Here is a 26,477-nt window from a genome sequence, read left to right on the forward strand (position 1 = left end):
CAGGGTTTTTATTCGCGATTATCATCATGGCTTTTCTCTTAAACTATTTTATGACGATTACGAAGATCCCGATTTACTTAGCCGATCTTCTGAATGGATTATCACTTCCGCCTGCACTGTTGTTTGCGATTATTGTCCTGATGTACCTCATTTTGGGAGCAATCATGGACGCGTTAGCGATGGTTGTGATCACAATTCCAATCATTCTGCCGCTTATCACTGCAATGGGGCATGATCTCATCTGGTTTGGTGTCATTATCGTTATACTTATTGAACTTGCTATGATTACACCACCTGTTGGCATGAACTGTTTTGTGTTAAGGGGAGCAGCGCCTGAGCTTTCATTAGGTGAAATCTTTAAAGGTGCTGTAATATTCANCTATTCCCTGACATTGCTATATTTTTACCGAGCAATATGTATTAATATGAATATGAAATGAATGTTTCATAATACAAAAATAAGTTCCTTCTTTCTTGAAACTTTTTTCAGGAAAGTAAGGAACTATTTATTCAAAAGAGGGTGAATGAAATAATGGACTGGCAGAAATTATATCAATCTCGTACATTGTCTGTTCAAGAAGCGATCCGACAAATTGGCGAAAATCAAAACATCTATCTTGCAGCATATTGCAGTGAACCGCAAACATTAGTGGAAGAATTAGTTAATCAAAAGGAACGTTTAAAAAGGTCTACTTTATTTGTAAATGTCGCAGGCAGTCCGTTGCTATATGCACAAGAAGAATGTTTGCCGTATTTTCAAATTCGTGCTTTTCTTTCAACTTTTGGCTTAAAGAATGCGATGCAAAACGGCGATTGTGATTATGTTCCTGTTAATTTATCTGAAATTCCTAAACTTATTAAACAATCAGAGGTTGATGTGGCGATGATCCAAGTGTCGCCTCCGAATGATGATGGATATTGCAGCTTGGGAATTTCTGTTGAAGCCATTCATGCTTTAGTCGAGAAAGCTAATTATGTCATTGCAGAAGTAAACGACCAAATGCCGTTTACTCATGGCGAAACATTAGTCAATGTGGATCAAATCGACTGCTTTGTTGAATCATCGCGTCCTCTTCTAGAAATTCCTGAAGGAAAAATCAGTGATGTTGAAAAGAAAATTGGTGAAAATGTCGCGGACTTAATCCCAGATGGCGCAACGATTCAATGGGGAATCGGAAATATCCCGAACAGCGTATTATATTCTTTAAAGGACAAAAAGGAACTTGGTGTGCATTCTGGCTCAATCACCGATCCGGTCATAGAATTAATCGAAAAAGGTGTTATTACAAATAGCAAAAAAAGTGTGGTTCCGAATAAAATCGTTTGTACCACTTTGCTTGGCACAGAAAAATTATTTCGATACGTACATAACAACCCAATGGTTGAACTCCATCCGGCTGATTTTACCCATAATGGAAAGATCATTGGGCAGATCGATGATTTTTATGCGATAAACTCTGCGTTGGAAGTTGACCTTACGGGCCAAATTAATGCAGAATCGATTAAAAATACGACTGTTGCAGGTGTTGGCGGGCAAATGGACTTTATTCGCGGAGCGAAGAATTCGAAAGGTGGAAAGTCAATTATTGCCTTCCCTTCAACATTAAAAGGCGGAAAAAAATCAAGAATTAAAGCTGCTATAGAATGTGTCACTTCCTTAAAATCCGAGGTGGACTACATCGTGACTGAATATGGTGTTGCAAGTTTATTCGGAAAGTCACTTAAAGAGCGTGCCGCAGAATTAATTTCAATCGCACACCCAGATTTCCGTGATGAATTGCGTGAACAATTAAAAGTGGCGAAATTATAATACAATTTAGCAGGAGGGAATCATATGTCATTACCATTAGAAGGAATCAAAGTGTTAGAAGTCGCTCAAACATTAGCTGGCCCATTTTCTGGCCAGATGCTCAGTGATTTCGGAGCAGAAGTGATTAAAATCGAGAAATTTTCAGGGGATGAATCCCGGCATTTTACACCGCCGGAATGGGACGGAGAAAGTACTTTTTATTTAGCGAACAATCGCAACAAACGCAGCATCACCGTAAATCTAAAATCTGAAGAAGGAATTGGAATTATTAAAAAAATCGCCAAAGACTGTGATGTGCTTATAGAGAACTTTAGGACAGGCACAGCGGACAGGCTCGGATTCGGCTATGAAGCAATCAAAGAAATCAATCCATCTATTATCTATCTGTCTATTTCAGGCTTTGGCCGGACTGGCCCTTTTAAAGACAAAGCTGGCTATGATTTAATGATCCAAGCATACGGGGGCATGATGGGACTGACAGGTGAAGAAGGAAGAGCACCTGTGAAAGCCGGGTATTCTGTTGTTGATTTATTGACTGGAACGCTGGGAGCGATGAGCGTCGTCACATCATTATTGCACCGGAAGGAAACAGGGAAAGGCCAATACATTGATTGCAGCCTTCTTGACGGCCAAGTGATGATGATGAATTATCTTGTTCCGGCATTTCTTGGGACTGGTGAATATCCTAAACAGATGGGGTCGGGCCATCCGTCATTGGTGCCTTATCAAGCATTGAAGGCAAAAGATCAATATGTGATCGTAGCTTGCGCGAATGATAACTTGTGGGTGAAATTTTGTAATGCGCTCGGTTTTGATGATTTATTGGCAATTGAAAAATATAAAGTAAATAAAGATCGCGTAGCCCATAAAGAAGAGCTTATCGCAATATTGAATGAGCGGTTTGCTAAAAAAATGGCCAGCGACATTATCGAAGCTTTGGAAGCGAACGGTGTGCCGTGCAGCCCGATTAATACAGTAGAGCAAGTAATCAATTCCGAGCAAGTCATTGCCCGTGAAACGATTAAAGATATCCCTCATCCGTTTATTAAAGGATTAAGAGCGCCGGTATTCCCTGTTAAATTTTCAGATATTGATATTACAGTCAGAAGCCATCCGCCGTTGCTCGGTGAACATACAAATGAAATATTGGAAGAATACGGTTATTCCGAAGAAGAAATTAACAAATTGGCTGAAAAAGGCGCAGTTGGCCGTTTTGAAAATCATTAAAAATTAAAAAGAAACATACCTTTCTAAGACAAGTCACCTAACGTTTTAGAGAGGTATTTTCTAAAGGATGTTCAAAAAGTCCGGAGGCTTACAGGAGGTAAGTCAGTTCGACGTTATCAAGAAAGTGATGCCTTTAGTCGAACTTCATTAATAGGCTGCGAATCTCTACGTCAGCTTGCTCTTCCGCTCCTCACGCATCCTACAAACATACGCAGTGGTGATCAGATCTGCACTTCCTCGACGGAGCCAGGATGGCGACATTTCAACGTTGGCCACAAGGACATGGCCTGCATTTAGTTGGAATACCCTCTCGTTGACCTCCTTTTTGAACACGTGTTTTTAGAAAATTTATTATTGATTTTAAATATAAACAATGGTAAATTTTAAATATAGGTATGATATACCGAATATCGGTACATTAATTGTTAACAAGAATGGGGGCTATCATAATGAAAGATTTACTGTTTGAAGTAAAAGACGGTATTGCAACAATTACTTTAAATCGGCCGGATTCAAGAAATGCTTTTAGCTTAGAGATGATACGGTTATGGAAAGAGTCATTGGAAGAAGTAAGAGACAATGATGAGATTAGAGTATTAGTGCTAACCGGAAATGGAATAGCTTTCTGCGCTGGCGGGGACGTCAAATCAATGAAAAAAGGAAAAGGATTTGTTGATTTGAATGAAGAGGTGGATAAAGATTTTGTTTCAACAGGGTTAAAAAGAAAAAATAGCCTCTGGAATTATATACAGCGCATCCCGCTATTAATGGAAGAAATTGATAAACCGACGATTGCAGCGATTAATGGAGATGCGATTGGAGCAGGCTTGGATATGGCTCTTCAATGTGATTTGCGTTTTGCTTCGGATACAGCCAGATTTGGAGAAGGTTATGTCAATGTCGGCATTGTGCCGGGAGATGGCGGCGGTTATTATTTGCCACGCATTATTGGCATTGATAAAGCGCTTGACCTGCTGTGGACCGGAAGAATCATAGATTCGGAGGAAGCGCTGAAAATAGGTTTGGTTACCCGTGTGTGTTCTCATGAAGCATTGATGGATGAAGTGATGGCGTTTGCAAACCGTCTTGCAAGAGGCCCGCAGCAAGCAATGCGCTTCACCAAAAGAACAGTATATCAAGGTTTGAAAACAGATTTAAGAACGTCTCTCGACATGGTTTCTTCTTTCATGGGTTTGGTAACGGAACATCCCGACTATCAAGAAGGCCTCCAAGCGATTATTGAGAAAAGAAAGCCTAAATTCAATTAATCATCTAGGGGTTCATGACATATTTTACGTAGGAGTGAAGACATTGCATAAAGCACTACAGCTGCCAGTAAAGAAACTGCCTGAAGACGCCGAGGCGTTAAGGCAGGAAGTGAGGGAATTTATAGCGGAGGAACTGAAAGCGAATACTTTTGAACCACAATGTGATTCTTGGCTCGGATATTTTTCTGAAGAGTTCAGCCGCAAGCTTGGGGAACGCGGCTGGATCGGGATGACATGGCCAAAAAAATACGGAGGACATGAAAGAACGGCGCTTGAGCGCTTTGTTGTTACGGAAGAACTATTGGTTGCCGGTGCCCCGGTTGCAGGGCATTGGATTGCTGACCGCCAATCAGGCGCTTTAATTTTACGTTACGGCACCGAAAAACAACGTGAATCCTTCCTGCCGAAAATCGCCAAGGGCGAATGCTATTTTGTTATCGGTTTAAGTGAGCCAAATTCGGGTTCAGACCTTGCTTCTGTTTCATCGATGGCAAAAAGAACCGAAAACGGATGGATTTTGAATGGAAGCAAGCTCTGGACGAGCGGCGCCCACCACAGCCATTACATGATTGCGCTAGTGAGGACGTCACCGCGTGATCCAGAAAAAAGGCATGATGGGTTAAGCCAATTTATCATAGATTTATCCTCGCCTGGAGTGACGGTAAATCCGATTCGGCTCATGACGGGTGAACATCATTTTAATGAAGTTCTTTTTGAAGACGTGTTTATTCCGGACGATATGTTAATCGGCGAAGTTGGAAACGGATGGAAACAGGGAATGGCGGAGCTTGCTTATGAACGCAGCGGACCCGAACGTTTTTTAAGCACGTATCCTTTATTAAAAGAATTAGTTAAAGTGGTTGAAAACGATGCGGATAAATATGCAAAAGTGGCAGTAGGGCAATTGATCGCGAGATTGCGGACATTGCGCCAAATGTCTCTAAGCGTTGCAGGGCTTCTTGAAGAAGGGATTACTCCTGATATTGCGGCTTCATTAGTCAAAGACTTGGGCACCCAATTTGAAAAAGATGTAGCTGAAACAGCAAGATTGCTCATTTCATCGTCACCATCAACATCTTCTGATTCTCAATTTGAAAAACTGATGGCACAAGCGATTTTGCATTCACCAGGTTTTACATTGAGAGGCGGAACGACAGAAATCTTGCGTGGTATCGTGGCAAAAGGAGTTGTAGGCAGATGACCGAAATGAGAGAGTTAATGATCGATTCAGCTACAAAAATTTTAAATGATTTAAGCACGAAGGACGTTGTCAATAAAGCAGAAGAAGAAGCGTGGTCTGAACAGCTTTGGAACACAATGGCAGAGTCTGGCATGACAGCCGTTGCTGTATCTGAAGAACATGGTGGAATTGGCGGAGATTATGGCGATGCGCTAAATATTTTAAGAGTATGTGGCAAGTATTCTGCACCTATTCCGATTGTGGAAACATTGCTTGTCAATTGGCTGCTGTCAGAAAAAGGAAAAGAACCATCTGAACAGCCGCTGACAATCATGCCTATTGAGCAAAAGGATGAAGTAACATTTACCGCTGCTTCGGGGGGCATGTCTGTTTCAGGGAAGATTAGAAAAGTGCCTTGGGCACGTATTGCAGAAGCCATTTTAGTCATTGGCAAATCTGAAAACGGCTACAAAATGGCTCTGGTAGACTCGAAACAATGCCAAATTGATCATGATCAAAACCTGGCAGGTGAGCCAAGAGATACAGTGAAAATAGAGAGTTTCGTTGTGAATGAGGGTAACTATTTTTCAGTCAATGACCCATTGCTTGAGCGTATGCTTTATTTTGGAACGCTTTCGAAGACGGTGCTTATGGCTGGCGCTTTGGAGAGGGTCCTTGATTTAACCATTGCTTATTCAACGGAAAGAAAGCAATTCGGAAGGCCCATTTCCCGGTTTCAAGCGATTCAGCAGCATATTGCAGTGATGTCTGCTGAAGTGACAGCTGCGGCAATTGCGGTTGATACAGCCATTGAATCATTTACAGGTGAACCATCAGACGATATAACGGTTGCCAAAATTCGTGTTTCTGATGCCGCTTCAATCGTTACGCCGATTGCGCATCAAGTTCACGGGGCGATTGGATTCACGGATGAACATATTCTTCACCAAAGCACTCGAAGGCTATGGTCTTGGCGGGATGAATTCGGCTCAGAAAGCGAGTGGGCTGAGCGTCTCGGTGAACAGATCATTCAAAACGGTTCAGAGGGACTTTGGTCATTTATTACAAATTAACCAAAAGTAGGTGATGAAAATGGGAAATCGTGATGCAGTTATTGTAGAAGCAGTACGTTTGCCGGTAGGCAGAAGAAAAGGAGTTTACGCAGAGACAAGATCAGAATACTTACTGTCAGCAGTATTAAAAGGTCTTGTCGACCGGACAGGCATTGATCCAAAAGAAATACAAGATGTCATTGTTGGTTGTGTCACTCAAAATGAAGAACAAGGCAATAACATCGCACGGATTGCCTCATTAATTGCTGGACTGGACGAAGAGACGCCGGCGACAACACTAAATCGAAAATGCGGCTCTTCCCAACAAGCGGTAAACCAGGCGGCGCAAGGAGTGATTGCAGGGGATTATGATGTTGCCATTGCAGCCGGCATCGAAAACATGACAAGGCATCCGCTAGGCACAGACCGTGTACCAGAGCCGCCAGAATTACGGGATTTATATGAATTGATTCCTCAGGGAGAGTCAGCCGAAAGAATCGCTGAAAAATGGAACCTATCCCGTGAAGAGCTCGATCGTTTTTCTCTAAGAAGCCATCAGCTTGCAGAGGAAGCGAGAAAAAGCGGGTCGTTTGAAAGGGAAATCCTTCCTTTTGAAGCAACAAAAGGTGGAGAGAAAATTCTCGTCAAAGAGGATGAAGGCATCCGCCCAACGACTACAATGGAAAAATTAGGCGAATTAAAACCGGCATTTATTGAAAACGGAAAAATCACTGCGGGAAACTCCAGCCAAATTAGCGACGGTGCTTCAGCGGTATTAATTATGTCGAGAGAAAAAGCCGAAGCATTGGGATTGAAGCCAAGAGCAAAAATCATCGCAAGAGAAGTCATCGGATCAGACCCAACAATGATGCTAACTGGCCCAATTCCAGCCACAAAGAAAATCTTGAAAAAAGCTGGCCTAACTGTTGATGATATCGATATTTATGAATGCAATGAGGCCTTTGCTTCTGTCACACTTGCATGGATGAAAGAACTCGATGTGAATGAAGAAAAGGTCAATCCACGCGGAGGCGCGATTGCAATCGGGCATCCAACAGGAGCTAGTGGGGCGAGAATTATGACAACATTGTTGCATGAACTAGAAGATATGGAAAAGAGATATGGGCTGCAAGTGATGTGCTGCGGTGGCGGTATGGCTACAGCGACGATAATTGAAAGGCTTTAAATAGCAAAGAAGAGGAAGAGCCCAACCAGGGCTCTTCCTGTTTGATAAAGGAGAACAAGCTCATCATTTTACGAACAAAATTTATGGGGTAAAACCTATATCAATAGAATATTGGTATAATTAAATGTATTAGCAAACTACGAGATTGCAATAGGGGGATTTGAAATGACCGAACAAGTGGAAGAAATATTTACAACTGCTGATGCGATAGTAAAAGAACTCGTCAGCGTAGGCGTAGAAGTTGCCTTTGGCATCGTAAGTATTCATAATTTACCAATCTATCAAGCCATTTCGCGCGAGGGAAGTATTCGTTTGGTCACTGCGCGTGGAGAGAGCGGTGCGGTCAACATGGCAGATGGCTATGCTCGTGCAACCGGAAAATTAGGTGTCGTGATTACAAGTACAGGCACAGGTTCTGGGAACGCCGCAGGTTCTTTAGTTGAGGCATGGAATGCAGGAATTCCACTTCTTCATATTACTGGGGAAATTGAAAGCCCATACATACATCTTGGAAGGCAATACATTCATGAGTGCAAAGATCAGCTTTCCATGATGGAAGCAGCAGGCAAGGCAGCTTACAGGCTGCGCAAACCAGAACAAGCGGTTCCATTAACACGAAGAGCAATAGGTGAGGCATTTGCAGCGCCAAGCGGCCCGGTTACATTAGAAATACCAATCGATCTTCAATCGGCAATTGTTCCGAACAGCACCATTATTGAAACAAAAAGCTATAATGCGAGTCACCATACCGAGCTGGATGTTGTTTTGCCTAGTGGCGTTATTTCAAAGATTTCGAGCTCTCGCCGTCCGGTCATTTGGGCTGGAGGAGGGGTGATTAAATCCGGTGCGGCTAATGAAGTAAAAGAACTTGCGGAATTAATTGGAGCTGCGGTTGTGACAAGCCAGTCAGGCAAAGGCTCCATTCCTGAAGATCATCCGCAGTGTATCGGTTATTTTACCTCTACCGAAGATGTACGCAGCTTTATAAAGAAGTCTGACCTTTTAATTAGTGTCGGAACCCAATTTCGAAGCACTGAGACCGCCCTTTGGCAGTCGTTTGTCCCAGAGGAACATATTGGAATCGATTCGAATAGGAATGCATTTAATTTAAACTACGATGTAAGCTATGGAATCGTTGGGGATGCCAAACAAGTATTAAGAAAAATCATTCATCACCTTTCAGAACAAGAGGTCCATCCTGAACAGCAATATATAGAAGAAATGAAAGAAATACGAAACAAAGTCCGTGAAACATTGCTTGATACGTTAGGACCGTATAAGCATTTTGCAAAGAGCATTCGAGAAATTTTGCCTAAAGATGCTATATTTGTCCGCGATGTGACAGTTCCTGCAAGTTCTTGGGGAAGCAGGATCATTGAAACATATGAGCCGAGAACATCCATCTATGCGGCTGGCGGCGGAATTGGACAAGGGCTTCCAACTGCCATTGGGGCACAGGTTGGTTGTCAAGATCGCGTTGTCGCCTTGATGGCTGGGGACGGCGGATTTATGGTAAACGTCGGTGAAATGGCTACAGCCGCACAAGAAGGCCTGCCAATTGTTGTTATGCTATTTGATGATTCAGGATTCGGAGTATTGAGGGGGATTCAGGATGCAACGTTTGGAAAACAAGTAGGTGTTGATCTTTTAAGCCCGGATTTTGTGAAACTGGGAGAGTCAATGGGTTTTGTATCAAAAAGGATTGGCTCGCCAGAAGCGTTTGAGAATGAATTGAAAGCTGCGGTGTCACGAAGAAAGCCGTCATTAATCGTCGTAGATATGAAAACGGTAGGTCCGGTTGCAAAAAAATATGCGGGAACTCCTGGAGCGGTTCCAAATTATAAGCCTAGAAAATTTAATGAATAGAAAAATTATTTTAGGTAAAAGTTTCTTTGTTTGGATGTTTGCATTTCTGCTATAAACGAGAGTTTATTCTCATAGAGAACTCTCGTTTTCTATTCCATCCTAAGAAAGATTTTAATATATTTGAAATAGACAAATAGCTTTGGATCCGATATCCTAAAAGTAGAAGGTAAAAGGAGGGCATACTTTACTATAGAATTGAATAAATGAGGAGGTTTTTTACATATGCCGAATTGGGAAACCATCCAATTGGAAAAAAACAGCAAGGCTCAAGGCGTTTACACGTTAACGCTAAATCGGCCTCAATCAATGAATGCGTTAAACACACAAATGGCAATTGATTTAGTCGAATGCTTAAAGCAATTGAATAAAGATAAAGAGTGCCGAGTGCTCGTCATCACCGGCTCCGGTGAAAGAGCTTTTTGTGTTGGTGCGGACTTAAAAGAACGCAATGGCATGACAAAAGAAGCTTGGAGAGCGCAGCACGATATTTTTGAAGAAGCATTTATGCTAATCCGTGATTTTCCGTACCCGGTTATTGCAGCGATTAACGGTTACGCGCTTGGCGGCGGAATGGAAATGATTTTAAATTGTGACTTAAGAGTAGCAGCCGCCCATGCGAAATTTGGCCTTCCTGAAGCAACGTTGGGCATCATTCCTGGCGTTGGAGGGACACAGCTATTGCCAAGGGCTGTACCTGTCACAATTGCAAAAGAAATTTTATTTAGCGGCAAGCAATTCACGGCAGAGAGAGGAAAAGAAATCGGCCTCTTAAACGAAGTCGCCGAAAGCGGAAAGCTGATGGAGACAGCATACAACCTTGCTGCCAGCATTGCAAAAAATGCCCCGCTCTCACTTCAAAATCTTAAAAAAGCGATAAACAATGGTCTTCAAACTGACATCACGACAGCTCTTACAATTGAACTTCAAGCGTATTATCAATGCGCCGATTCCGAAGATCGTTTAGAAGGTGTATTAGCCTTCAATGAAAAAAGACAGCCGAATTGGCAAGGAAAGTAAAGGGAGGAAAAGAAAATGGCAAAAAGTACAGAAAAAGATTTGGAATTAATTAGAAGCAGTGTCCGGGCACTATGTGAAAAATTCCCTGAATCTTATTGGAGGGATCTTGATGCAACGAAATCATATCCTGAAGAGTTTATTAAAGCGTTAACTGATGAAGGATGGCTTTCAGTCCTTATCCCTGAAGAATATGGCGGAGCAGGCCTAGGAATGGTAGAAGCTGGCCTCATTCTAGAAGAAATCAACCGTTCCGGAGGAAATGCAGGAACAGGACATGCACAAATGTACACGATGGGATCGATTCTCCGCCACGGTAACGAGGACCAAAAACAACGTTACTTGCCGAAAATCGCAAGTGGGGAACTTCGCCTTCAAGCTTTTGGGATAACCGAACCGACCGCTGGAAGTGATACAACGAATATCGATACGTTTGCTGAAAAGAAAGGCGAACGCTATATCGTCAACGGACAAAAAATATGGACTTCCCGCGCAGAATATTCGGATCTTATGCTTCTTTTAGCAAGAACGACTCCTAAAGACAAAGTGGCTAAGAAGACAGACGGCTTGAGTTTATTTATTCTTGACATGAAAGATCAAAAGGACAATATTACGATTCGTCCTATTGACACGATGATTAACCACTCAACAACCGAAGTGTTTTTCGAAAATGCGGAGATACCGGTAGAAAATTTAATCGGCGAGGAAGGAAAAGGCTTCCGTTACGTCCTTAGTGGCATGAACGCCGAACGAATTCTCGTTGCGTCTGAAAGCATCGGAGACGGTTTTTACTTTGTCGATCGGGCTGTTCAATACGCAAGTGAAAGAGTCGTTTTTAATCGCCCAATCGGCCAAAACCAAGGTGTGCAGTTCCCGATTGCCCAATCTTACATGGAAATTGAAGCAGCGAAATTAATGCGTGACAAAGCAGCCCAAATGTTTGATGAAGGAATAAACTGCGGTGCGGAAGCAAATATGGCAAAATATTTGGCTTCTGAAGCTGCTTGGAAAGCAGGGAATGCCGCGATGACAACTTACGGCGGATATGGATTTGCGACTGAATATAATATTGAACGCAAATTCAAAGAAGCGAGACTGTTCGTCGTTGCTCCTGTAACGAATAATCTTATCCTTAGTTATGTTGGCCAGCACGTTCTTGGCATGCCACGCTCTTTCTGATCTATCCTCGAAAATAGCTACTTGATAAAAAGACTTGGTTCAGACAGTAAATTTGTGTCTGAACCAAGGTGGATTATTGAACATCCAAGGAACCTGAAAAGTCAGAATGGTAAAACAATATTTTAAAAGATTGAAAAAAGTTCCATAGATGCTCTTCATCCCTTTTCATTATGCACAAAATATTTTGGATACAATATACCATTTCTAAAATAGCTTTTTTTAGAAGAGTTTGAAATAGTATTAGAAGAAGGAGGCCTGGATATGCGGGAAATTCATTATGATGATATCGTAAAAAACGTTTCTACAATGTGTATTGAGGCAAATTATCACTTAGGCGAAGATGTCATGGCAGCCTTTAAAAAAGCCATAAAAGAAGAAAAATCTGAAACGGGAAAAGATATCCTAAATCAATTAATTGAAAATGCTACTATCGCCTCAACCGATCTTGTGCCAATGTGCCAAGATACCGGAACTGCAGTATTCATTGTTGAACTAGGGCAAGATTGCCATATTAAGGGAGGCAGTTTATACGATGCGATTAATGAGGGAGTACGAAAAGGGTATGGCGAGGGTTATTTAAGAAATTCAATAGTGAGAGATCCCCTGCAACGAAAGAACACAGAAGATAATACTCCTAGTATTGTGCATATTGAATTAGTACAAGGTGATCGCCTGACCATTCATATGACTGCTAAAGGCGGCGGTGCAGAAAATATGAGCGATCTTAAAATGTTAAAACCATCTGACGGATTGCAAGGAGTGAAAGAATATATTCTGGACATTGTAAGCGTGGCAGGTCCGAATGCATGTCCTCCTTTAGTCGTCGGAGTTGGGATAGGCGGAAACTTTGAACGATGTGCCTATTTAGCAAAAAAATCGCTGTTTCGGCCACTTGGTGAGCGCCATCCTGATCAAACCATTGCTTCTCTAGAGGAAGAATTAATGACTGAGATTAATCGATTAGGCATTGGCCCTCAAGGAATGGGGGGCAGCACGACGGCACTGGATGTCAAAATTGAAGTTGAAGCTTGCCACATCGCTGCTCTGCCGGTTGCAGTCAATTTAAACTGCCATGCAAGCCGGCACAAACAGACCACCTTATAAGGAGGGACAATTTTGCAAAAAAGAATAAAAACTCCATTCTATGATGATGATATTCTTTCTTCTTTACGTGTAGGAGATCGATTGCTGTTATCAGGAGTGGTATACACAGCTAGAGATGCTGCCCACAAAAGAATGATCGAAGAATTCAAAGAAGGGAAATCACTTCCATTTGACGTTGAAGGCCAAGTCATTTATTATGTCGGGCCAACACCTGCAAAACCAGGACAAGTGATTGGATCCGCGGGTCCGACAACGAGCAGCAGAATGGATAAATATACCCCGTTCCTGTTGGAAAAAGGGTTGAAAGGAATGATAGGAAAGGGTTACCGCAGCGAAAAAGTGAAAAAGTCGATTGTCGATAACAAAGCCGTGTATTTGGGGGCGGTTGGCGGTTCTGCAGCTCTAATATCTCGTTCCATTAAATCGGTAGAATTAATTGCTTATGAGGATTTGGGAACAGAGGCCATTCGAAAACTTACCATTGAAGATTTTCCAGTGATTGTAATCAATGATATGTACGGTGGTGATTTGTATCAAGCTGGAGTTGAAAAATATCGGGAACGTTAAAAAAATAGACGATAATCTATTTGCCGTACATTCGTTTTTTCAAAGATTGTTCCTTTCATAAAATTTGCTTATATGAACCAAGGGGGAATTGAACTTGAAAATTGTAGACATTATAGAACAAGCTGTACCCATTAAATCAAGCATACGTAATGCGTATATCGATTTTAGTAAGATGAATGCTTCAGTCGTTGCAATAGTAACTGATGTGATAAAAAACGGGAGACCTGTGATTGGTTATGGATTTAATTCAAATGGTCGATATGCTCCTAGTGGATTGCTCAGAGAGCGTTTTATTCCAAGGTTAATGCAAGCAAAGCCTGATGAAATATTAAATCCTGAAGGAACAAATTTTGATCCACATCGGATTTGGGATGTCTTAATGACTGGTGAAAAGCCTGGCGGCCATGGAGAACGTTCTGTTGCAGTTGGAGTACTTGATATGGCGATTTGGGATCTCGTCGCGAAAATAGAAGAGAAACCCCTCTATCAATTGCTTGCAGATCGTTATCGATCGGGTAAAATAGATAAAAATGTTTTCGTCTACGCAGCTGGGGGCTATTACAGTCCTGAAAAGGATATTCAGAAATTGCAAGAAGAGATGAAGCATTATTTAAATCTAGGATATTCCGTCGTTAAAATGAAAATTGGCGGTGCCAGTTTAGACGAGGATTTGCGAAGAATTGAAGCTGTCCTTGAATTAGTGCCTAGTGGGCAATCCCTCGCTGTTGATGCTAACGGCAGATTTGATTTAGAAACAGCGATTCAATATGCAGAAAAATTGGAGCCGTATAACTTATTTTGGTTTGAAGAAGCGGGCGATCCGCTTGATTATAAATTGCAAGCTGAACTTTCAAATCATTATAAACCTGCGATGGCAACAGGTGAAAATCTCTTTTCAATGCAGGATGCACGGAATTTGATACGCTACGGGGGGATGAGGCCGGATCGGGATATTCTCCAATTCGATTGCGCCCTAAGCTATGGTTTAGTCGAATATTTAAGAATCTTGGAAATGCTCGAGGAGCATGGATGGTCTCCCCGTCAATGTATCCCACATGGAGGGCATCAAATGTCACTAAATATTGCCGCTGGACTAGGGCTAGGAGGGAATGAATCTTATCCCGGGGTATTTCAACCATTTGGTGGTTTTGCTGATGATTACCCGGTAGAAAATGGGTATGTAGGTTTACCAGATATCCCTGGAATTGGATTTGAAGCAAAATCTAATTTAATCAGTTTACTTCGTTCAGTAGCTGAATAATGCACATGAAAACGAGCTTGGTCAGAAGACGATGCACAAATGGATTTAACAGCAATCATTCAGTTTATTGAAGAAACAATTGGTGTTAAAATAGAAGAAATGTTGTAAATAAGAACGCTAACGGAGGGATCATATGGAGAATTTCCAGTTGACTGAGCAAGATCGAGCGACATTACAATTTAAAGTAACAACTAAGCTTAGAGAAGCGATATTAAAAGGCCACTTTAAGATGGGTGAACGATTAATTCAAGAAGAGTGGGCAGAAAAATTAGGAGTTAGCCGGATGCCTATTCGTGAGGCTCTGCGCCAACTTGAAGTTGAAGGGCTTGTCCGTATTGAGCCAAGGCGGGGAGCCATTGTGACACCGATTTCAAAAGAAGATATAGAAGAGATCTATCAGTTGAGAGCGATGTTAGAAGGAAAAGCAGTTGAAATGTCATTACCGCATTTAGATGAAGAAGATGTTCAAGAATTGGAAATATTGAATAACGAAATGGCAAAATTAAAAGTGGATGAAATTGACGTGGAAAAATACATGAATTTAAATGCTAAGTTCCACAAAATTTTAAGATCGGGTTGTCCTTGGAGAAGAATACATGGGATTATCGATACATTATGGAAAGGAATTCCACCATATACTCCGAGTCTTCTTGTCAATCATTTGAACGACTCGCTCCAAGAGCACGAATCAATGCTCGAATATGTAAAGCGTGGAGATTCCGAAGCATTAAAAGAAGTAATGGAGGAACATATTTTGAGAACGCGAGATAAACTAATCACGATTATTAATCATTCGTAATTTATAAGAACAGAAGGGTTAAGCGTCAATCATTCTCTTCTGGACAAAGTAAATTGTATCCAGTATCCTATAGACAAAGTTGCTTTATCATTATTTTTTTGGGAGGTACATGAATTTGGCTGGACCGCTTCAAGGAATTCGCGTTATTGATGTTACCACTAATGTTTCTGGTCCAAGTTTGACGATGATTTTAGCAGATCTAGGAGCTGAAGTGATTAAAATTGAAAAGCCGGATATTGGTGATGATTCTAGGATGATGGGCCCTTTATGGAAAGGAGAAGGAGTCTATTACTTAAATATCAACAGGAACAAACGATCCATTGTTATTAATATTAGAAGTGAAGAAGGAAAGAAACTCGTCTATGATTTTGTAAAGGACGCAGACGTTTTTGTTGAAAATTTCCGTTTTGGTAAAGCTGAAAAAATGGGATTTGGTTATCAAGACTTGCAAGAAATAAACCCAGCTTTGATCTATTGTTCCCTTTCAGCTTATGGCCAAGAAGGGATAAAACGATATAAACCTGGCTATGATGCCATTGTTCAAGCTGATACAGGTATAATGGGAATAAACGGTTCAGAAGATGAAGGTGTTGCAAGGGTTGCAGTTTCCATTTTGGACCAAGGGAGCGCAATGTGGGGAGCGATAGGAATTATTTCCGCGCTTTATCATCGCTTAAAGACTGGAGAAGGACAAAAGGTAGAAACATCACTCTATGAAACCGGTATCTTTTGGATGGGGTATCATATGCTCGCCTATATGGCAACAGGAGAGGAACCGGTTAAACTCGGATCAAATCATGCATCGTTCGCCCCGTATGGAGCATATGAGACAGCAGATAATCCAGTGATGATTGGTGTTTCAAACAACTCATTATTTGAAAAAGTATGCAAAGTCATTGGAAAAGAAGAATGGATTGAAGATAAGCGATTCAAAACGAATTTGGATCGGGTCAAGAACCGTAAAGAATTAAATCATTTAATCGAAAAAATCTTAAAAACAAAAAGGTCGGAGTATTGGATAACGAAATTTGAGGAAACAGGTGTACCAAGCTCAATGATTCAACCGGTTTCCGCCATTATGACGAATGAACAAACCGAAAGCATTAACATGCTAACAGAAATACAACATCGTAAAATAAACGATTTGAAAATCCCTCGATTGCCGTTTCAATTATCAAAAACCTCTTTAGAAATTAAAAAGGCTCCGCCGCTCTTAGGCGAAGATACCGAAGCAATTTTGAAAGAAAGAGGAGTCAATCAGGAAACGATCGACGAGTTGATCGAAAAAGGAATCATTCAAAAGAATGACTGAGGGGATGAGCATAAATAAGAAAAACGCTATTGCGTCTTTCTTTAGAAGTCAGAAGTCATAGGCCGGATTGGTCTAAATTTGCGAAAGAGCAAATTTAAACTTTTATTTTATAAAATAAGCTAGAGCCTTTATCATGCAGCTCTAGCTTAATTTTTATAAAAATTTATTCACTTACCGCACGTATAGCCTCATATACGTCAGCGCCTATTTCGTCTTCAAATTGGTCGTAAATCGGTTGTAAAGCTTCTTTAAATACTTCAATTTGTTCAGGTGTTAGCTCAGTAATTTTGACATTCCCGCGTTCTTTAATTGTTTCTAATGCGGCATCATTAAGTGCTTTGGCTTCGCTACGAGCTTTTTCTGTTCCTTTTTCAACACCAGCTTCAATAATTTCTTTTGTTGGTTCATTTAAGCTATCCCAAAATTTAGTGTTAGTGAAGACCGCATAATCAACTCGATTGTGATTCATAATAGTCATATACTTCTGTACTTCATCAAATTTTTTAGATTCGATGTTACTTAGTGTGTTATCCTGTCCATCCACTACCCCTTGGTCAAGTGCCGTATATAACTCTCCAAAAGGAATAGACTCGGAGCCGGCACCCAGTGCAGAATATATGGCTTCTTGTACTTGTCCTCCTTGTGTACGGAATTTCATGCCCTTTAAGTCCTCAGGCTTTTCTATGGGTTTTTTAGCATTTGTCATATGTTTGCCGCCGTTTGGCCACATGTATAGGCCAAGCACTCCATCATCAGTTAGGCTTCTTAATATCTCTTGTCCTTTTTCTCCATCCCAAAAAGCAATGGCTTCATCATCGCTTGGAAACGCGAAAGGAAGAGAAGTCACATTAAATTGAGGATTTTGTCCGACAAACTTAGATAGATCCGGTGCGATAAACTGTACATTGTTAGCGACTAAGTTTTGATATTCATCTTGGTCACCGAATAATGAACTATTAGGATAAATTTCAACTTTAATTTTACCGTCAGATTCTTTTTCAATATATTCTTTCATAGCAAGAGCACCTTGGTGTTTAGGTGTGTTTTCTGCTACAACGTGGGAGAACTTAATCGTTAATTCTTGAATATCATTTCCATCGTTCTCGCTCCCTGCGTTACTTGAATCACTTTTTTCAGAAGAGCCGCCGCATGCGGCTAATATTAAAATAGACAAGAATGCAATCAATCCAAACAGCTTTTTCTTCATTACGAAGGTTGCCTCCTTATAAAATTTTTAAATTGGGAAAATTGGCAAGAAAAATAATTTTGTATTTTATTTGACATCACCTCCAAGACTAGTATACTTGTAGTGTGAAAGGGCTTACATCCTTCTGTGGTTTTTGGATACAATTTATTCTAGCACACGGTTATTAAGAAGTAAAGTAAGAAAAGTCTTAATTTCTAGTCTTGTGTTATTGATTATAGTATATTATTATATTTTTAAAATAGTATCCAAAATACAATTCGTTTAATAAGGGAGGTCAGTAATACTTTGAAGTTATTAACTAAAATTGAGAATGTTTTTGTCATTACTTTTTTTCTTGTTGGTATTGCAATTAGTTTATTCGCTGTTTTCATGCGTTACGTAGTAGGGAATTCACAAAGTTGGGCGACTGAATTTTTTACGATGTTTCTTGTATGGGCAATATTTATAGGATTTGCCACAGCGCTTAGGGATGACAAACATGTTTCGATTGACATTCTGTTTGACAAGGTTGGTGAAAGAACGAAAAAGATTTTTGAAATGATTACGTTGATTTTTGGAATCGCTTTCAGTATTTTCTTTATTTGGACTGGAACCGATATGGTGTTAGTTGCCTTTAAGCAAGGCATCAAGACAATTGATGCTGGTTTCCCAATTTGGATTTACTATTTGATTATGCCGATTAGTGGAGCTTTATTATTCATTCGTTTTGTTGAAAAAGCGTATCGTTTCCTTTTTAACAAAAGGGAAACACAAGAGGGGACTGATCCAGAATGGCTACAGTAGTGTTACTTGGATTATTGTTTTTATTATTATTTCTTCGAGTACCCGTAGCAATTAGTTTAGGTATGTCTAGCATTATTGCGTTATGGATGGTCGGCTTCTCACTTGACACCGTGGTGCAAAAAATGTTTACAGGTGTGAATAGCACAACTTTAATGGCCATTCCTGGTTTTGTTTTTGCGGGGTTAATTATGGCGCAAGGTGGTATTTCTAAATATTTAATTGATTGTATACGTGCATGGATTGGCCATGTCAAAGGGGGATTGGCGGTTGTAACCGTAGTAACCTGTATGATTTTTGCGGCAATCTCTGGTTCTAGCCCTGCTACAGCTGCGGCAATTGGCGCTGTTATGATTCCTATGATGGTAAATTCCGGATATGAAAAAAAATACGCAATGGGGCTTGTTGCTACCGCAGGAACATTAGGCATTTTAATCCCGCCATCCATACCTTTGATTCTTTACGGCTCTGTAGCAGAGGAATCAACTGGTAAACTATTTACCGCTGGTATCGTACCTGGTTTATTTTTAGGCGGTGTTCTTATTGTTTCAGCCATAATTGTAGCGCATAAAAATAATTATGGAGGGTTAGAAAAGGTACCTCTCTCCGAACGTTGGAAGCCTACTTTGAAAGCAATTTGGGGATTAATCATGCCTGTATTGATTTTAGGTAGTATTTATATGGGAGTGGTAACACCAACAGAAGCCTCTTTTTTAGCAGTACTGTATTCAATCATTGTTTCGTTTTTTGTTTACCGTGAACTTGATCTAAGAAAGTTCAAGAAAATCGTGATTGAGTCTGTAAATACAACAGCGATGATCTTTTTAATTATTGCTTCTGCTTTAGTATTCGGAATGTTTTTAACGACAGAGCAAGTTCCACAGCAATTTGCTGCTTGGGTGAGTGACAGTGGATTTAATAAATTAACTTTCATCGTTGTTGTTAATCTATTATTTTTTGTCCTTGGAATGTTTTTAGAACCGACTGCTATTATTCTTATCACATTGCCGATCTTTTTGCCTATATTAAGTGCGCTTGATATCAATGTCATTCATTTCGCGATTATCATGGTCGTCAATATGGAATTAGGAATGATTACCCCGCCTGTAGGATTGAATTTATTTGTCGTTAGCGGGATTGCAAAAGAGAAGGTTGAAAATGTCATACGTGGTGTACTCCCTTTTTTCGTTATTTTCATTGCGGTCTTAATTGTTATTATTCTCGTTCCTCAACTTTCATTATTTTTAATTGAGTGAGGACTCGGAAGAAAGGATAAAAAATGGAAAAATCATACTTGTTTGTTCCAGGCAATCGGACGGATCGTGTTGCAAAAGCATTACATAGTAACGCGGAAGCTGTTATTATTGATTTAGAAGATGCCGTGGCTGTTGAAGAAAAAGAGAAAGTACGGAACGATGTTAACAAACTATTAAAAGACCTTTCAGCAACTAAGAAGAAATTGTATGTGAGAATAAACGACATGAATACCCCTTTTTGGAAAAAGGATGTACATGTTGTTGCAAGCCACCCGTTTCTTGGAGTGATGTTGCCTAAAACGAATCGTGCTGAAGAAATACGAGCGTTAGAGAAAGAATTATCGAATCAAGCGATCATCCCATTAATTGAAACGGCAAAAGGAATATTAAATGCGTATGAAATTGCTTCAGCCTCTTCAAAGGTGAAACGCCTTGCTTTTGGGGCGCTTGATTATTGTTTGGATATTGGAATTTCACATTTACAGAGTGAAGAAGCGCTGTTATTTCCAAGATCGACACTTGTTGTTGCTTCAAGGGCAGCAGGTATAAAACCTCCCATCGATACCGTTTTTTCTGATTTTCGTGATGAAAAGGGGTTAACGATGGAAGCTGAACGGGTAAAAAGCTTAGGTTTTTATGCTAAATTATGTATTCATCCAAAGCAAGTGGAGACAATAAATCGCATTTTCAGTCCAACTCAAAGTGAAATTGATTGGGCAGAAAAAGTCATTTCGGCATTTGAACGAGCAGAAAAGAAAGGTTTGGCAGCGATTGATTTAGACGGTACGATGATTGACTATCCTGTCTATAGACAAGCGCTACAAATCAAAGAACGAGCAAATACCTTATCATAGCAGCGCTCTTTGAAAAATGTCCATTGATAGATTGGAAGGTTTTAAAATGAAAGATCAGCATCACAATATTAAAAAAGCTGTGAGTGTACTTGTTGCAATCACAGTTTTTATTCTTTTGTTTTTTTGCTTACCTGACGCTTTTTCTTTTCCTGCACGAACTGTAACGTCAATCATTTGCTTTGGCGTGATTCTCTGGGCGCTAGAGCCTATACCTATCGGTCTGACGGCATTGATTATTTTACTTCTTATGTTGCTTTTTCATGTTGCTGAGACTGAAGTAATTTTTAGTGGTTTTGCTTCTCCTGCCATTTATTTGATCATTGCTGGAATGATGCTCGCAAAAGCAGTAAATGAAACCCCCTTAATAAAAAGGATTACATACAAAATATTAAAAAAGTGGGGACATCATCAAAAAGGATTGCTTAGCAGTTTATTTATCATCCCTCAGATTCAAGCATTTTTTATTCCGGCAACTGCCGTACGTACGACGATGATGCTGCCGATCCTTTCAATGATCATTAAAGTATTGGATGCAAAACCTAATTCCAATCTAAGAAAAATGATTCTTATTGGTTCAGCTTTTGCGGGAAATATTAGTGGAACAGCAGTGATGACAGCCGCCATCGGAAATATCCTAACGGTGGAACTGCTTAGCCGATATGCAGGGATAAAAATTACTTACTTTCAATGGTTTTTCTATACATTCCCATTATGGCTTTTCTTGATTCCGTCCATATGGTATTTAATACTGAAGATGTATCCATTATCCAGGGAAGAGCGTTCATTTCCTGCGATACAAAAGGAAATGGATGAAAAAATTAAAGAACTAGGAAAAATGAACAAAACCGAAATTCGTTGTTTCCTTATCCTACTTTTTACTGTAGGGCTATGGATGACAGAGCCTTTACATCATCTTCATCCCAGCATTCCAGCTTTGGTAGGGGTAGTCATTATGACACTCCCTGGGATCGGGTGTGCGAAGTGGGAGAAGGTTGTGAACATTAATTATAACACCGTACTATTGCTTAGTGTGACGCTGTCCATGGGCTATACTTTAATTGATTCGGGTGCTGTCGAGACGATTGGCAGCTTTTTAAGTGTAGACTGGGTCTATTCTTTCATGCAGTCACCGTTAGTTGCGGTCATTTGTGTTATCCTTTTCACCCAATTTTTTCATAAATTAATCTCAAATGTTTCAACAGCTGTAGTGACGCTTATACCGATCGTGTTAACACTGGCTTCGAATGCAAAGGTAGATCCGATGGTTCTAGGCTTAACGACAGGATTAACGAGCTTGTATGGTTTTATCTTAGTCGTTGAAACAATGCCAAATCTTATCATTCATAGTACGGGAATGATTGAGCAAAAAGATTATTTAAAACCTGGTTTTTATGCTTCCATCATTTCTATTCTTGCAACGATCGTTGTTGCAATGACATGGTGGAAGTGGATTGGACTGCTTTAGCAGACATATTGGATTTTATACCTTTCGCTCAAAACTTCCTTTGAAAAGGTGAAAAAAGAAATCCTACTGTAATTGTTAAGGAGAGTGAGACAATTGGTCACAAAACAGCTTGTTAAGCGTATTTTGAATACAAATTATGAGGATTTGCCTGATCGTGTAATTGAACATGCGAAAAAAAGTCTATTAAATTGGCTTGGTGTTACGATTGGTGCTATCGATCATGAAACCATTGATATTTTGATGGATGTTATCCAAGAAAATAATCAATCTACTGAAGTGACAGTATTGGGCCGCAACCGAAAAACAGATTTGCTCTCTGCTGTTCTCATTAATGGCACGTCGTCTCATATTTTTGATTTTGATGATACGCATTTACCGACAATCCATCATCCGAGTGGTCCCGTTGCACCGGTTGTTTTTGCTCTTGGCGAGAAATATCATTTTTCTCCAAAAGCGCTGATCCATGCATTTATAATAGGGTGTGAAACGGAATTAAGAATCAGTAATGCCATTTATCCTTCTCACTATCAGCTAGGCTATCATATCACAGGAAGTACGGGAGCCTTTGGTGCTGCGGCGGCAGCTAGTGTTTTATTAAATCTTGACGAGGACAGAACGGCAATGGCTTTAGGTATCGCTGGAACGCAGTCGTTCGGATTGCGTGAAATGTTTGGAACGATGACAAAATCCTTCCACCCTGGAAAAGCAGCGCAAAATGGTTTATTGGCTGCATTACTCGCGCAAAAAGGTTTCACAAGCTCTCAACAAGTTATCGAAGCAAAACGGGGATTTGCGAATGTTTACAGCCCGGAACGTGATTTAACCCAAATTCTAGACAAATGGGGAGAAGTTTGGGAATTTGAAAAAAATGCTTTCAAGCCTTATGCCTGTGGGATTGTTCTTCATCCCGCAATTGATGCATGCATCAAGCTTAGCGAGATAGCGAAACCAGAAGATGTGAAAGAAATTATTTTAAACGTTCATCCCTACGTCCTTGAACTCACCGCAAAAGAAAATCCACAAACCGGGCTTGAAGGGAAATTTAGCATCTATCACGCGGCAGCCATTGCTTTTCTTGAAAAAGATGCATCTGAAGCCCAGTTCAAAGAAGATAAAGTTCTTGCACCTCAAACCATTGATTTTAGAAAAAAGATACGTCCGGTCGTAAACGAAAATATTGCCAAAGATATGGTGAAAGCCACTTTAAAGACTTACAAAGGTTTTAGTCATAACGTCACAATTGAACATGCGACAGGCAGTCTGGAAAACCCAATGACCCAACAAATGATTAATCGAAAATTTACAAAGTTATGCCAAGAACATTTACAAATAGAAGCCATTCAAGAACTCATTAACAAAATGATGAATCTGGAAAATGTCCCATCATTGACTGATGTGTTAAGTATCATTAATAATAACTAATTCAATAAAAGGGAGAACATCATGACAAAGATTCCCAAGCCTGCATCAACAGTCGTTCTGGTGGATGATCTGTTAAGAGTCTATTTGACAAAGCGACCGATCACGATGAAATTTATGGGTGGTTTTCATGTTTTTCCAGGTGGTTCAGTAGATCTCGAAGACAATGATCATGTGATAGAGAGTGAACATGTAAGAAACTTTACACAAAGTGAACCGTTCAGTTTTGCTTATTACATAGCTGCAGCCAGAGAATTATTCGAAGAAGTTGGAATTTTACTTTGCAGCAGCGAAGATGGACTACCACTTCAATTCAAAAGAAAAACAGAGATGGAGTATCGCAGGCAACTTGTTAACAAAGAAATTTCATTTTCACAAATGTTAAAGCAGGAGGAACTTCATCTTGATCTTGGGAGCTTAAAGTACTTCGGGCATCGGATAACCCCAGAATGGCGGCCTTTTCGCTTTGATACACGCTTTTTCCTCGCCAAGCTTCCAAAGGATCAAGTTCCAAAACCTGATACAAATGAAATAGATGAAGCTTGTTGGATTTTTCCAGACGAAGCATTATTAGCGTTTAAAGAAGGAAAGGTATCTATGGCGAATGCCACCGTTATTGCGCTTCAAACCCTTATAAATTATAAAGAGGGCGGTCCGTTGATGATGCCTTAAAAACACATAGCTGGGTTAACTGATGCTGTTTTCGCCTTACAAGGCTCGCCGATCGGCGAGCTTACATTTCATAAAACATAACCAAAGTAATCTATTTAAAATAACTTGAATGCTTATTTAGGATGATTAAGATGTCCAATACAATTACTATCAAGAAGGTAATGGGGATTGCGAATAGAATATATTTAAGAAGGGAAGCGTTTAAGAGGAACTTTTGCAATACATGTAGGGGGAGTGCAAGATGCAAATTGATCCATCAAAACTTAATGAGCAAGAAAAATATAAAATGTTAATCGGCTCAATATTACCCAGGCCAATTGCGTTTGTATCAACAAAAGGAAAATCATGTAACAATGTAGCGCCATTTAGTTTTTTCACTTGTGTCTCGGTGAACCCTCCAATGATTGGTTTTACTGCGATGCCGGGTCCGTACGGAGATAAAGATACGTTACGTAATATTCGTAAGACAGGAGAATTTGTTGTTAATATTGTTTCTAAAAATTTTGTTGATAAAGTGAGTGATGCTTCGATAGATTCACCACCAGAAATCAGCGAATTTGAACTAGTAGGTTTACACGAGAAAAAAAGTATGATGGTGCAGCCGCCTAGTGTTGCTGAATCGAAAATTCAATTCGAATGTAAATTACATAAAATTGTTGAACTTGGTAAAGGACCGGATTCATTCATTATTGGAGAGGTCGTATTATTTCAAGTAGATGAGGACATTTTAATGGATCGCTATCGCATACAATGGGAAGGTCTCGAACCAGTTGGCCGTATGGCGGGTAATCTGTATGCGATTTGTGAAAATGTCATTTCAATTAAAAGAAAACGTTATCAAGGCTTAAAGTAAGGAGGTTGCTTCAGGTGGAGACAGTGAACGAACTATTTTATAAAATGAAGCAATACGGAGAAAATCCAGCTGTAATTTCTAGAAATAAACCTATTACATATGCGCAGTTGATTGAAAAAAGTTGTAAATTGGCTTCAGGCTTGAAAAAGGTAATGGAACCTGGAGATAAAATTTCAGTTTGGCTGCCCAATTCAATTGAGTGGATTACAATCGAATTAGCGGCTGGGCTTATCGGAGTGACGGTCATTCCATTAAATCTTCGTTATAAAGTTCACGAATTGGAGTACATTCTTCAAAACTCCGAAAGTAAAATGTTCATTTTTCAACCAAAATTTGAAGGATACAATTATGAGGCAATCGTTGGGCAGTTGTTCCAAAATAAAGCAGAACTGTTTCCGCATTTAAAATATGTAGTATCAACGGATGAAACAACTTCCGATTGTAAAATTAAATCTGAGCTTTTAACTACTTTCTTTCATGAGAATAGTGATGGCTACGAATCATTTGATAAAGAATCTTCAAATCCAAAGTCAATTTTCAATATTTATTATACCTCTGGTACAACATCTCGTCCAAAAGGTGCCATGTTACCACAGAGAACGATCATAAAACATTCATATAATGCTGCTAGGTATCTCCGCATAGACTCTGAAGATGTTGTGCTAGGGGCTCTTCCCTTTTGTGGAATATTCGGATTAAACACCCTTTTTGCGAGCTTAACAATGGGCGCTTGTGTTGTACCGATGGAAAGGTATAAGCCTTTTGATGCTCTGAAAATGATTGAAGAGTATAAATGCACGGTATTTAATGGGGTAGATGGTATGATTACACCGTTTTTTGAAGAAAACAAGTTGGATTTTGATTTATCATCTGTAAGAATTGGAGCGTATGCAATTTTCTCTTCGAACAGTCGATTATTTATCGAAAAGATTTCAGATATTTTTCCGAATATAAAAGCTGTTCAACCCTACGGGATGACAGAAGTAGGTTCTTTACTATTTATTGGAAATCCTGAAGCTTCGCTCGAAAAAAGAAGTTTAGCTGGAGGGCAGAGGGTAAGTTCAGAAATCGAAGTGGATATTTTGATATGAAAATAATATCTACTTGAAAACACAATGTCTTGATTTGTCAAGTACCCGGAAACAA

At 40.0% G+C, this 26,477-nt stretch carries 24 protein-coding genes; 23 read left to right on the forward strand and 1 reads right to left on the reverse strand.

Annotated elements, in window-relative coordinates; all coding sequences use genetic code 11:
• Window positions 1-50: 50 nt before the first annotated feature.
• The 15 genes from DCC39_RS15445 (at window position 51) to DCC39_RS15515 (ending at window position 16,825) form a co-directional block, all read left to right on the forward strand.
• Window positions 51-440 (forward strand): TRAP transporter large permease subunit, encoded by a 390-nt coding sequence (locus DCC39_RS15445; RefSeq protein WP_455431037.1) that lies wholly within the window; start codon window positions 51-53, stop codon window positions 438-440.
• A 92-nt stretch (window positions 441-532) separates the two neighbouring features.
• Complete coding sequence (locus DCC39_RS15450; RefSeq protein ID WP_116555801.1) at window positions 533-1,810, forward strand: acetyl-CoA hydrolase/transferase family protein; 1,278 nt, start codon at window positions 533-535, stop codon at window positions 1,808-1,810.
• 24 nt (window positions 1,811-1,834) lie between these two features.
• The gene (locus tag DCC39_RS15455; protein WP_116555802.1) at window positions 1,835-3,037 is read left to right on the forward strand and encodes a CaiB/BaiF CoA transferase family protein; all 1,203 of its coding nucleotides are present in this window, start codon (window positions 1,835-1,837) and stop codon (window positions 3,035-3,037) included.
• Window positions 3,038-3,486: 449 nt separating this feature from the next.
• The gene (locus tag DCC39_RS15460; RefSeq protein ID WP_116555803.1) at window positions 3,487-4,305 is read left to right on the forward strand and encodes an enoyl-CoA hydratase/isomerase family protein; all 819 of its coding nucleotides are present in this window, start codon (window positions 3,487-3,489) and stop codon (window positions 4,303-4,305) included.
• 43 nt (window positions 4,306-4,348) lie between these two features.
• The gene (locus DCC39_RS15465; RefSeq protein WP_116555804.1) at window positions 4,349-5,506 is read left to right on the forward strand and encodes an acyl-CoA dehydrogenase family protein; all 1,158 of its coding nucleotides are present in this window, start codon (window positions 4,349-4,351) and stop codon (window positions 5,504-5,506) included.
• The gene (locus DCC39_RS15470; protein WP_116555805.1) at window positions 5,503-6,558 is read left to right on the forward strand and encodes an acyl-CoA dehydrogenase family protein; all 1,056 of its coding nucleotides are present in this window, start codon (window positions 5,503-5,505) and stop codon (window positions 6,556-6,558) included. Before DCC39_RS15465 ends, DCC39_RS15470 begins: the two co-directional genes overlap by 4 nt.
• Window positions 6,559-6,577: 19 nt before the next feature.
• Window positions 6,578-7,723, forward strand: a complete 1,146-nt coding sequence (locus DCC39_RS15475; RefSeq protein WP_116555806.1) for a thiolase family protein — start codon at window positions 6,578-6,580, stop codon at window positions 7,721-7,723.
• A gap of 165 nt (window positions 7,724-7,888) precedes the next feature.
• Entirely contained in the window at window positions 7,889-9,589 is a 1,701-nt protein-coding gene (locus DCC39_RS15480) for a thiamine pyrophosphate-binding protein (RefSeq protein ID WP_116555807.1), read from the forward strand.
• Between the two features lie 222 nt (window positions 9,590-9,811).
• Window positions 9,812-10,606, forward strand: coding sequence for an enoyl-CoA hydratase/isomerase family protein (locus DCC39_RS15485; protein WP_116555808.1), 795 nt, complete (start codon window positions 9,812-9,814; stop codon window positions 10,604-10,606).
• A gap of 15 nt (window positions 10,607-10,621) precedes the next feature.
• Window positions 10,622-11,782: an acyl-CoA dehydrogenase family protein gene (locus tag DCC39_RS15490; protein WP_116555809.1), complete on the forward strand. Its 1,161-nt coding sequence runs from the start codon at window positions 10,622-10,624 to the stop codon at window positions 11,780-11,782.
• Between the two features lie 261 nt (window positions 11,783-12,043).
• The gene (locus DCC39_RS15495) at window positions 12,044-12,886 is read left to right on the forward strand and encodes a fumarate hydratase (protein ID WP_116555810.1); all 843 of its coding nucleotides are present in this window, start codon (window positions 12,044-12,046) and stop codon (window positions 12,884-12,886) included.
• Between the two features lie 12 nt (window positions 12,887-12,898).
• Window positions 12,899-13,453 (forward strand): Fe-S-containing hydro-lyase, encoded by a 555-nt coding sequence (locus tag DCC39_RS15500; RefSeq protein WP_116555811.1) that lies wholly within the window; start codon window positions 12,899-12,901, stop codon window positions 13,451-13,453.
• A 94-nt stretch (window positions 13,454-13,547) separates the two neighbouring features.
• Window positions 13,548-14,714, forward strand: coding sequence for a mandelate racemase/muconate lactonizing enzyme family protein (locus DCC39_RS15505; protein WP_116555812.1), 1,167 nt, complete (start codon window positions 13,548-13,550; stop codon window positions 14,712-14,714).
• Window positions 14,715-14,847: 133 nt separating this feature from the next.
• The gene (locus tag DCC39_RS15510; RefSeq protein WP_116555813.1) at window positions 14,848-15,513 is read left to right on the forward strand and encodes a GntR family transcriptional regulator; all 666 of its coding nucleotides are present in this window, start codon (window positions 14,848-14,850) and stop codon (window positions 15,511-15,513) included.
• A gap of 115 nt (window positions 15,514-15,628) precedes the next feature.
• Window positions 15,629-16,825, forward strand: coding sequence for a CaiB/BaiF CoA transferase family protein (locus DCC39_RS15515; RefSeq protein WP_240613672.1), 1,197 nt, complete (start codon window positions 15,629-15,631; stop codon window positions 16,823-16,825).
• Between the two features lie 163 nt (window positions 16,826-16,988).
• On the opposite strand, the gene DCC39_RS15520 is transcribed toward DCC39_RS15515, so the two are convergent.
• The gene (locus tag DCC39_RS15520) at window positions 16,989-18,032 is read right to left on the reverse strand and encodes a DctP family TRAP transporter solute-binding subunit (RefSeq protein WP_116555815.1); all 1,044 of its coding nucleotides are present in this window, start codon (window positions 18,030-18,032) and stop codon (window positions 16,989-16,991) included.
• A 285-nt stretch (window positions 18,033-18,317) separates the two neighbouring features.
• Here DCC39_RS15520 and DCC39_RS15525 point away from each other — a divergent pair, with 285 nt between their 5' ends.
• From DCC39_RS15525 to DCC39_RS15560, 8 genes are all read left to right on the forward strand, one after another.
• Window positions 18,318-18,815 (forward strand): TRAP transporter small permease, encoded by a 498-nt coding sequence (locus tag DCC39_RS15525; protein ID WP_116555816.1) that lies wholly within the window; start codon window positions 18,318-18,320, stop codon window positions 18,813-18,815.
• Complete coding sequence (locus DCC39_RS15530) at window positions 18,803-20,068, forward strand: TRAP transporter large permease (RefSeq protein WP_116555817.1); 1,266 nt, start codon at window positions 18,803-18,805, stop codon at window positions 20,066-20,068. The genes DCC39_RS15525 and DCC39_RS15530 overlap by 13 nt, the downstream gene beginning before the upstream one ends.
• A gap of 23 nt (window positions 20,069-20,091) precedes the next feature.
• On the forward strand, window positions 20,092-20,922 hold the full coding sequence (locus DCC39_RS15535) for an HpcH/HpaI aldolase/citrate lyase family protein (protein WP_116555818.1): 831 nt from the start codon (window positions 20,092-20,094) through the stop codon (window positions 20,920-20,922).
• A gap of 46 nt (window positions 20,923-20,968) precedes the next feature.
• Window positions 20,969-22,387, forward strand: coding sequence for an SLC13 family permease (locus DCC39_RS15540; protein WP_116555819.1), 1,419 nt, complete (start codon window positions 20,969-20,971; stop codon window positions 22,385-22,387).
• Between the two features lie 93 nt (window positions 22,388-22,480).
• Window positions 22,481-23,809: an MmgE/PrpD family protein gene (locus tag DCC39_RS15545; protein WP_116555820.1), complete on the forward strand. Its 1,329-nt coding sequence runs from the start codon at window positions 22,481-22,483 to the stop codon at window positions 23,807-23,809.
• 21 nt (window positions 23,810-23,830) lie between these two features.
• Complete coding sequence (locus tag DCC39_RS15550) at window positions 23,831-24,478, forward strand: NUDIX hydrolase (RefSeq protein ID WP_116555821.1); 648 nt, start codon at window positions 23,831-23,833, stop codon at window positions 24,476-24,478.
• A gap of 241 nt (window positions 24,479-24,719) precedes the next feature.
• Window positions 24,720-25,331: a flavin reductase family protein gene (locus DCC39_RS15555; RefSeq protein ID WP_116555822.1), complete on the forward strand. Its 612-nt coding sequence runs from the start codon at window positions 24,720-24,722 to the stop codon at window positions 25,329-25,331.
• 14 nt (window positions 25,332-25,345) lie between these two features.
• A complete protein-coding gene (locus DCC39_RS15560; protein WP_116555823.1) occupies window positions 25,346-26,422 on the forward strand; it encodes a class I adenylate-forming enzyme family protein in 1,077 nt (358 codons plus the stop codon).
• The last annotated feature ends 55 nt before the right edge of the window (window positions 26,423-26,477 follow it).

Source organism: Pueribacillus theae (genome assembly GCF_003097615.1).
In the GTDB taxonomy this organism is placed as follows: Bacteria; Bacillota; Bacilli; order Bacillales; family UBA6769; genus Pueribacillus; species Pueribacillus theae.

What these genes read in the sequence shown, in the direction of transcription:
- DCC39_RS15450 (WP_116555801.1), top strand. Translation starts at nt 533, where the DNA reads ATGGACTGGCAGAAATTATATCAATCTCGTACATTGTCTGTTCAAGAA.
- DCC39_RS15455 (WP_116555802.1), top strand. Translation starts at nt 1,835, where the DNA reads ATGTCATTACCATTAGAAGGAATCAAAGTGTTAGAAGTCGCTCAAACA.
- DCC39_RS15460 (WP_116555803.1), top strand. Translation starts at nt 3,487, where the DNA reads ATGAAAGATTTACTGTTTGAAGTAAAAGACGGTATTGCAACAATTACT.
- DCC39_RS15470 (WP_116555805.1), top strand. Translation starts at nt 5,503, where the DNA reads ATGACCGAAATGAGAGAGTTAATGATCGATTCAGCTACAAAAATTTTA.
- DCC39_RS15475 (WP_116555806.1), top strand. Translation starts at nt 6,578, where the DNA reads ATGGGAAATCGTGATGCAGTTATTGTAGAAGCAGTACGTTTGCCGGTA.
- DCC39_RS15480 (WP_116555807.1), top strand. Translation starts at nt 7,889, where the DNA reads ATGACCGAACAAGTGGAAGAAATATTTACAACTGCTGATGCGATAGTA.
- DCC39_RS15485 (WP_116555808.1), top strand. Translation starts at nt 9,812, where the DNA reads ATGCCGAATTGGGAAACCATCCAATTGGAAAAAAACAGCAAGGCTCAA.
- DCC39_RS15490 (WP_116555809.1), top strand. Translation starts at nt 10,622, where the DNA reads ATGGCAAAAAGTACAGAAAAAGATTTGGAATTAATTAGAAGCAGTGTC.
- DCC39_RS15495 (WP_116555810.1), top strand. Translation starts at nt 12,044, where the DNA reads ATGCGGGAAATTCATTATGATGATATCGTAAAAAACGTTTCTACAATG.
- DCC39_RS15510 (WP_116555813.1), top strand. Translation starts at nt 14,848, where the DNA reads ATGGAGAATTTCCAGTTGACTGAGCAAGATCGAGCGACATTACAATTT.
- DCC39_RS15520 (WP_116555815.1), bottom strand. Translation starts at nt 18,032, where the DNA reads ATGAAGAAAAAGCTGTTTGGATTGATTGCATTCTTGTCTATTTTAATA.
- DCC39_RS15530 (WP_116555817.1), top strand. Translation starts at nt 18,803, where the DNA reads ATGGCTACAGTAGTGTTACTTGGATTATTGTTTTTATTATTATTTCTT.
- DCC39_RS15535 (WP_116555818.1), top strand. Translation starts at nt 20,092, where the DNA reads ATGGAAAAATCATACTTGTTTGTTCCAGGCAATCGGACGGATCGTGTT.
- DCC39_RS15540 (WP_116555819.1), top strand. Translation starts at nt 20,969, where the DNA reads ATGAAAGATCAGCATCACAATATTAAAAAAGCTGTGAGTGTACTTGTT.
- DCC39_RS15550 (WP_116555821.1), top strand. Translation starts at nt 23,831, where the DNA reads ATGACAAAGATTCCCAAGCCTGCATCAACAGTCGTTCTGGTGGATGAT.
- DCC39_RS15555 (WP_116555822.1), top strand. Translation starts at nt 24,720, where the DNA reads ATGCAAATTGATCCATCAAAACTTAATGAGCAAGAAAAATATAAAATG.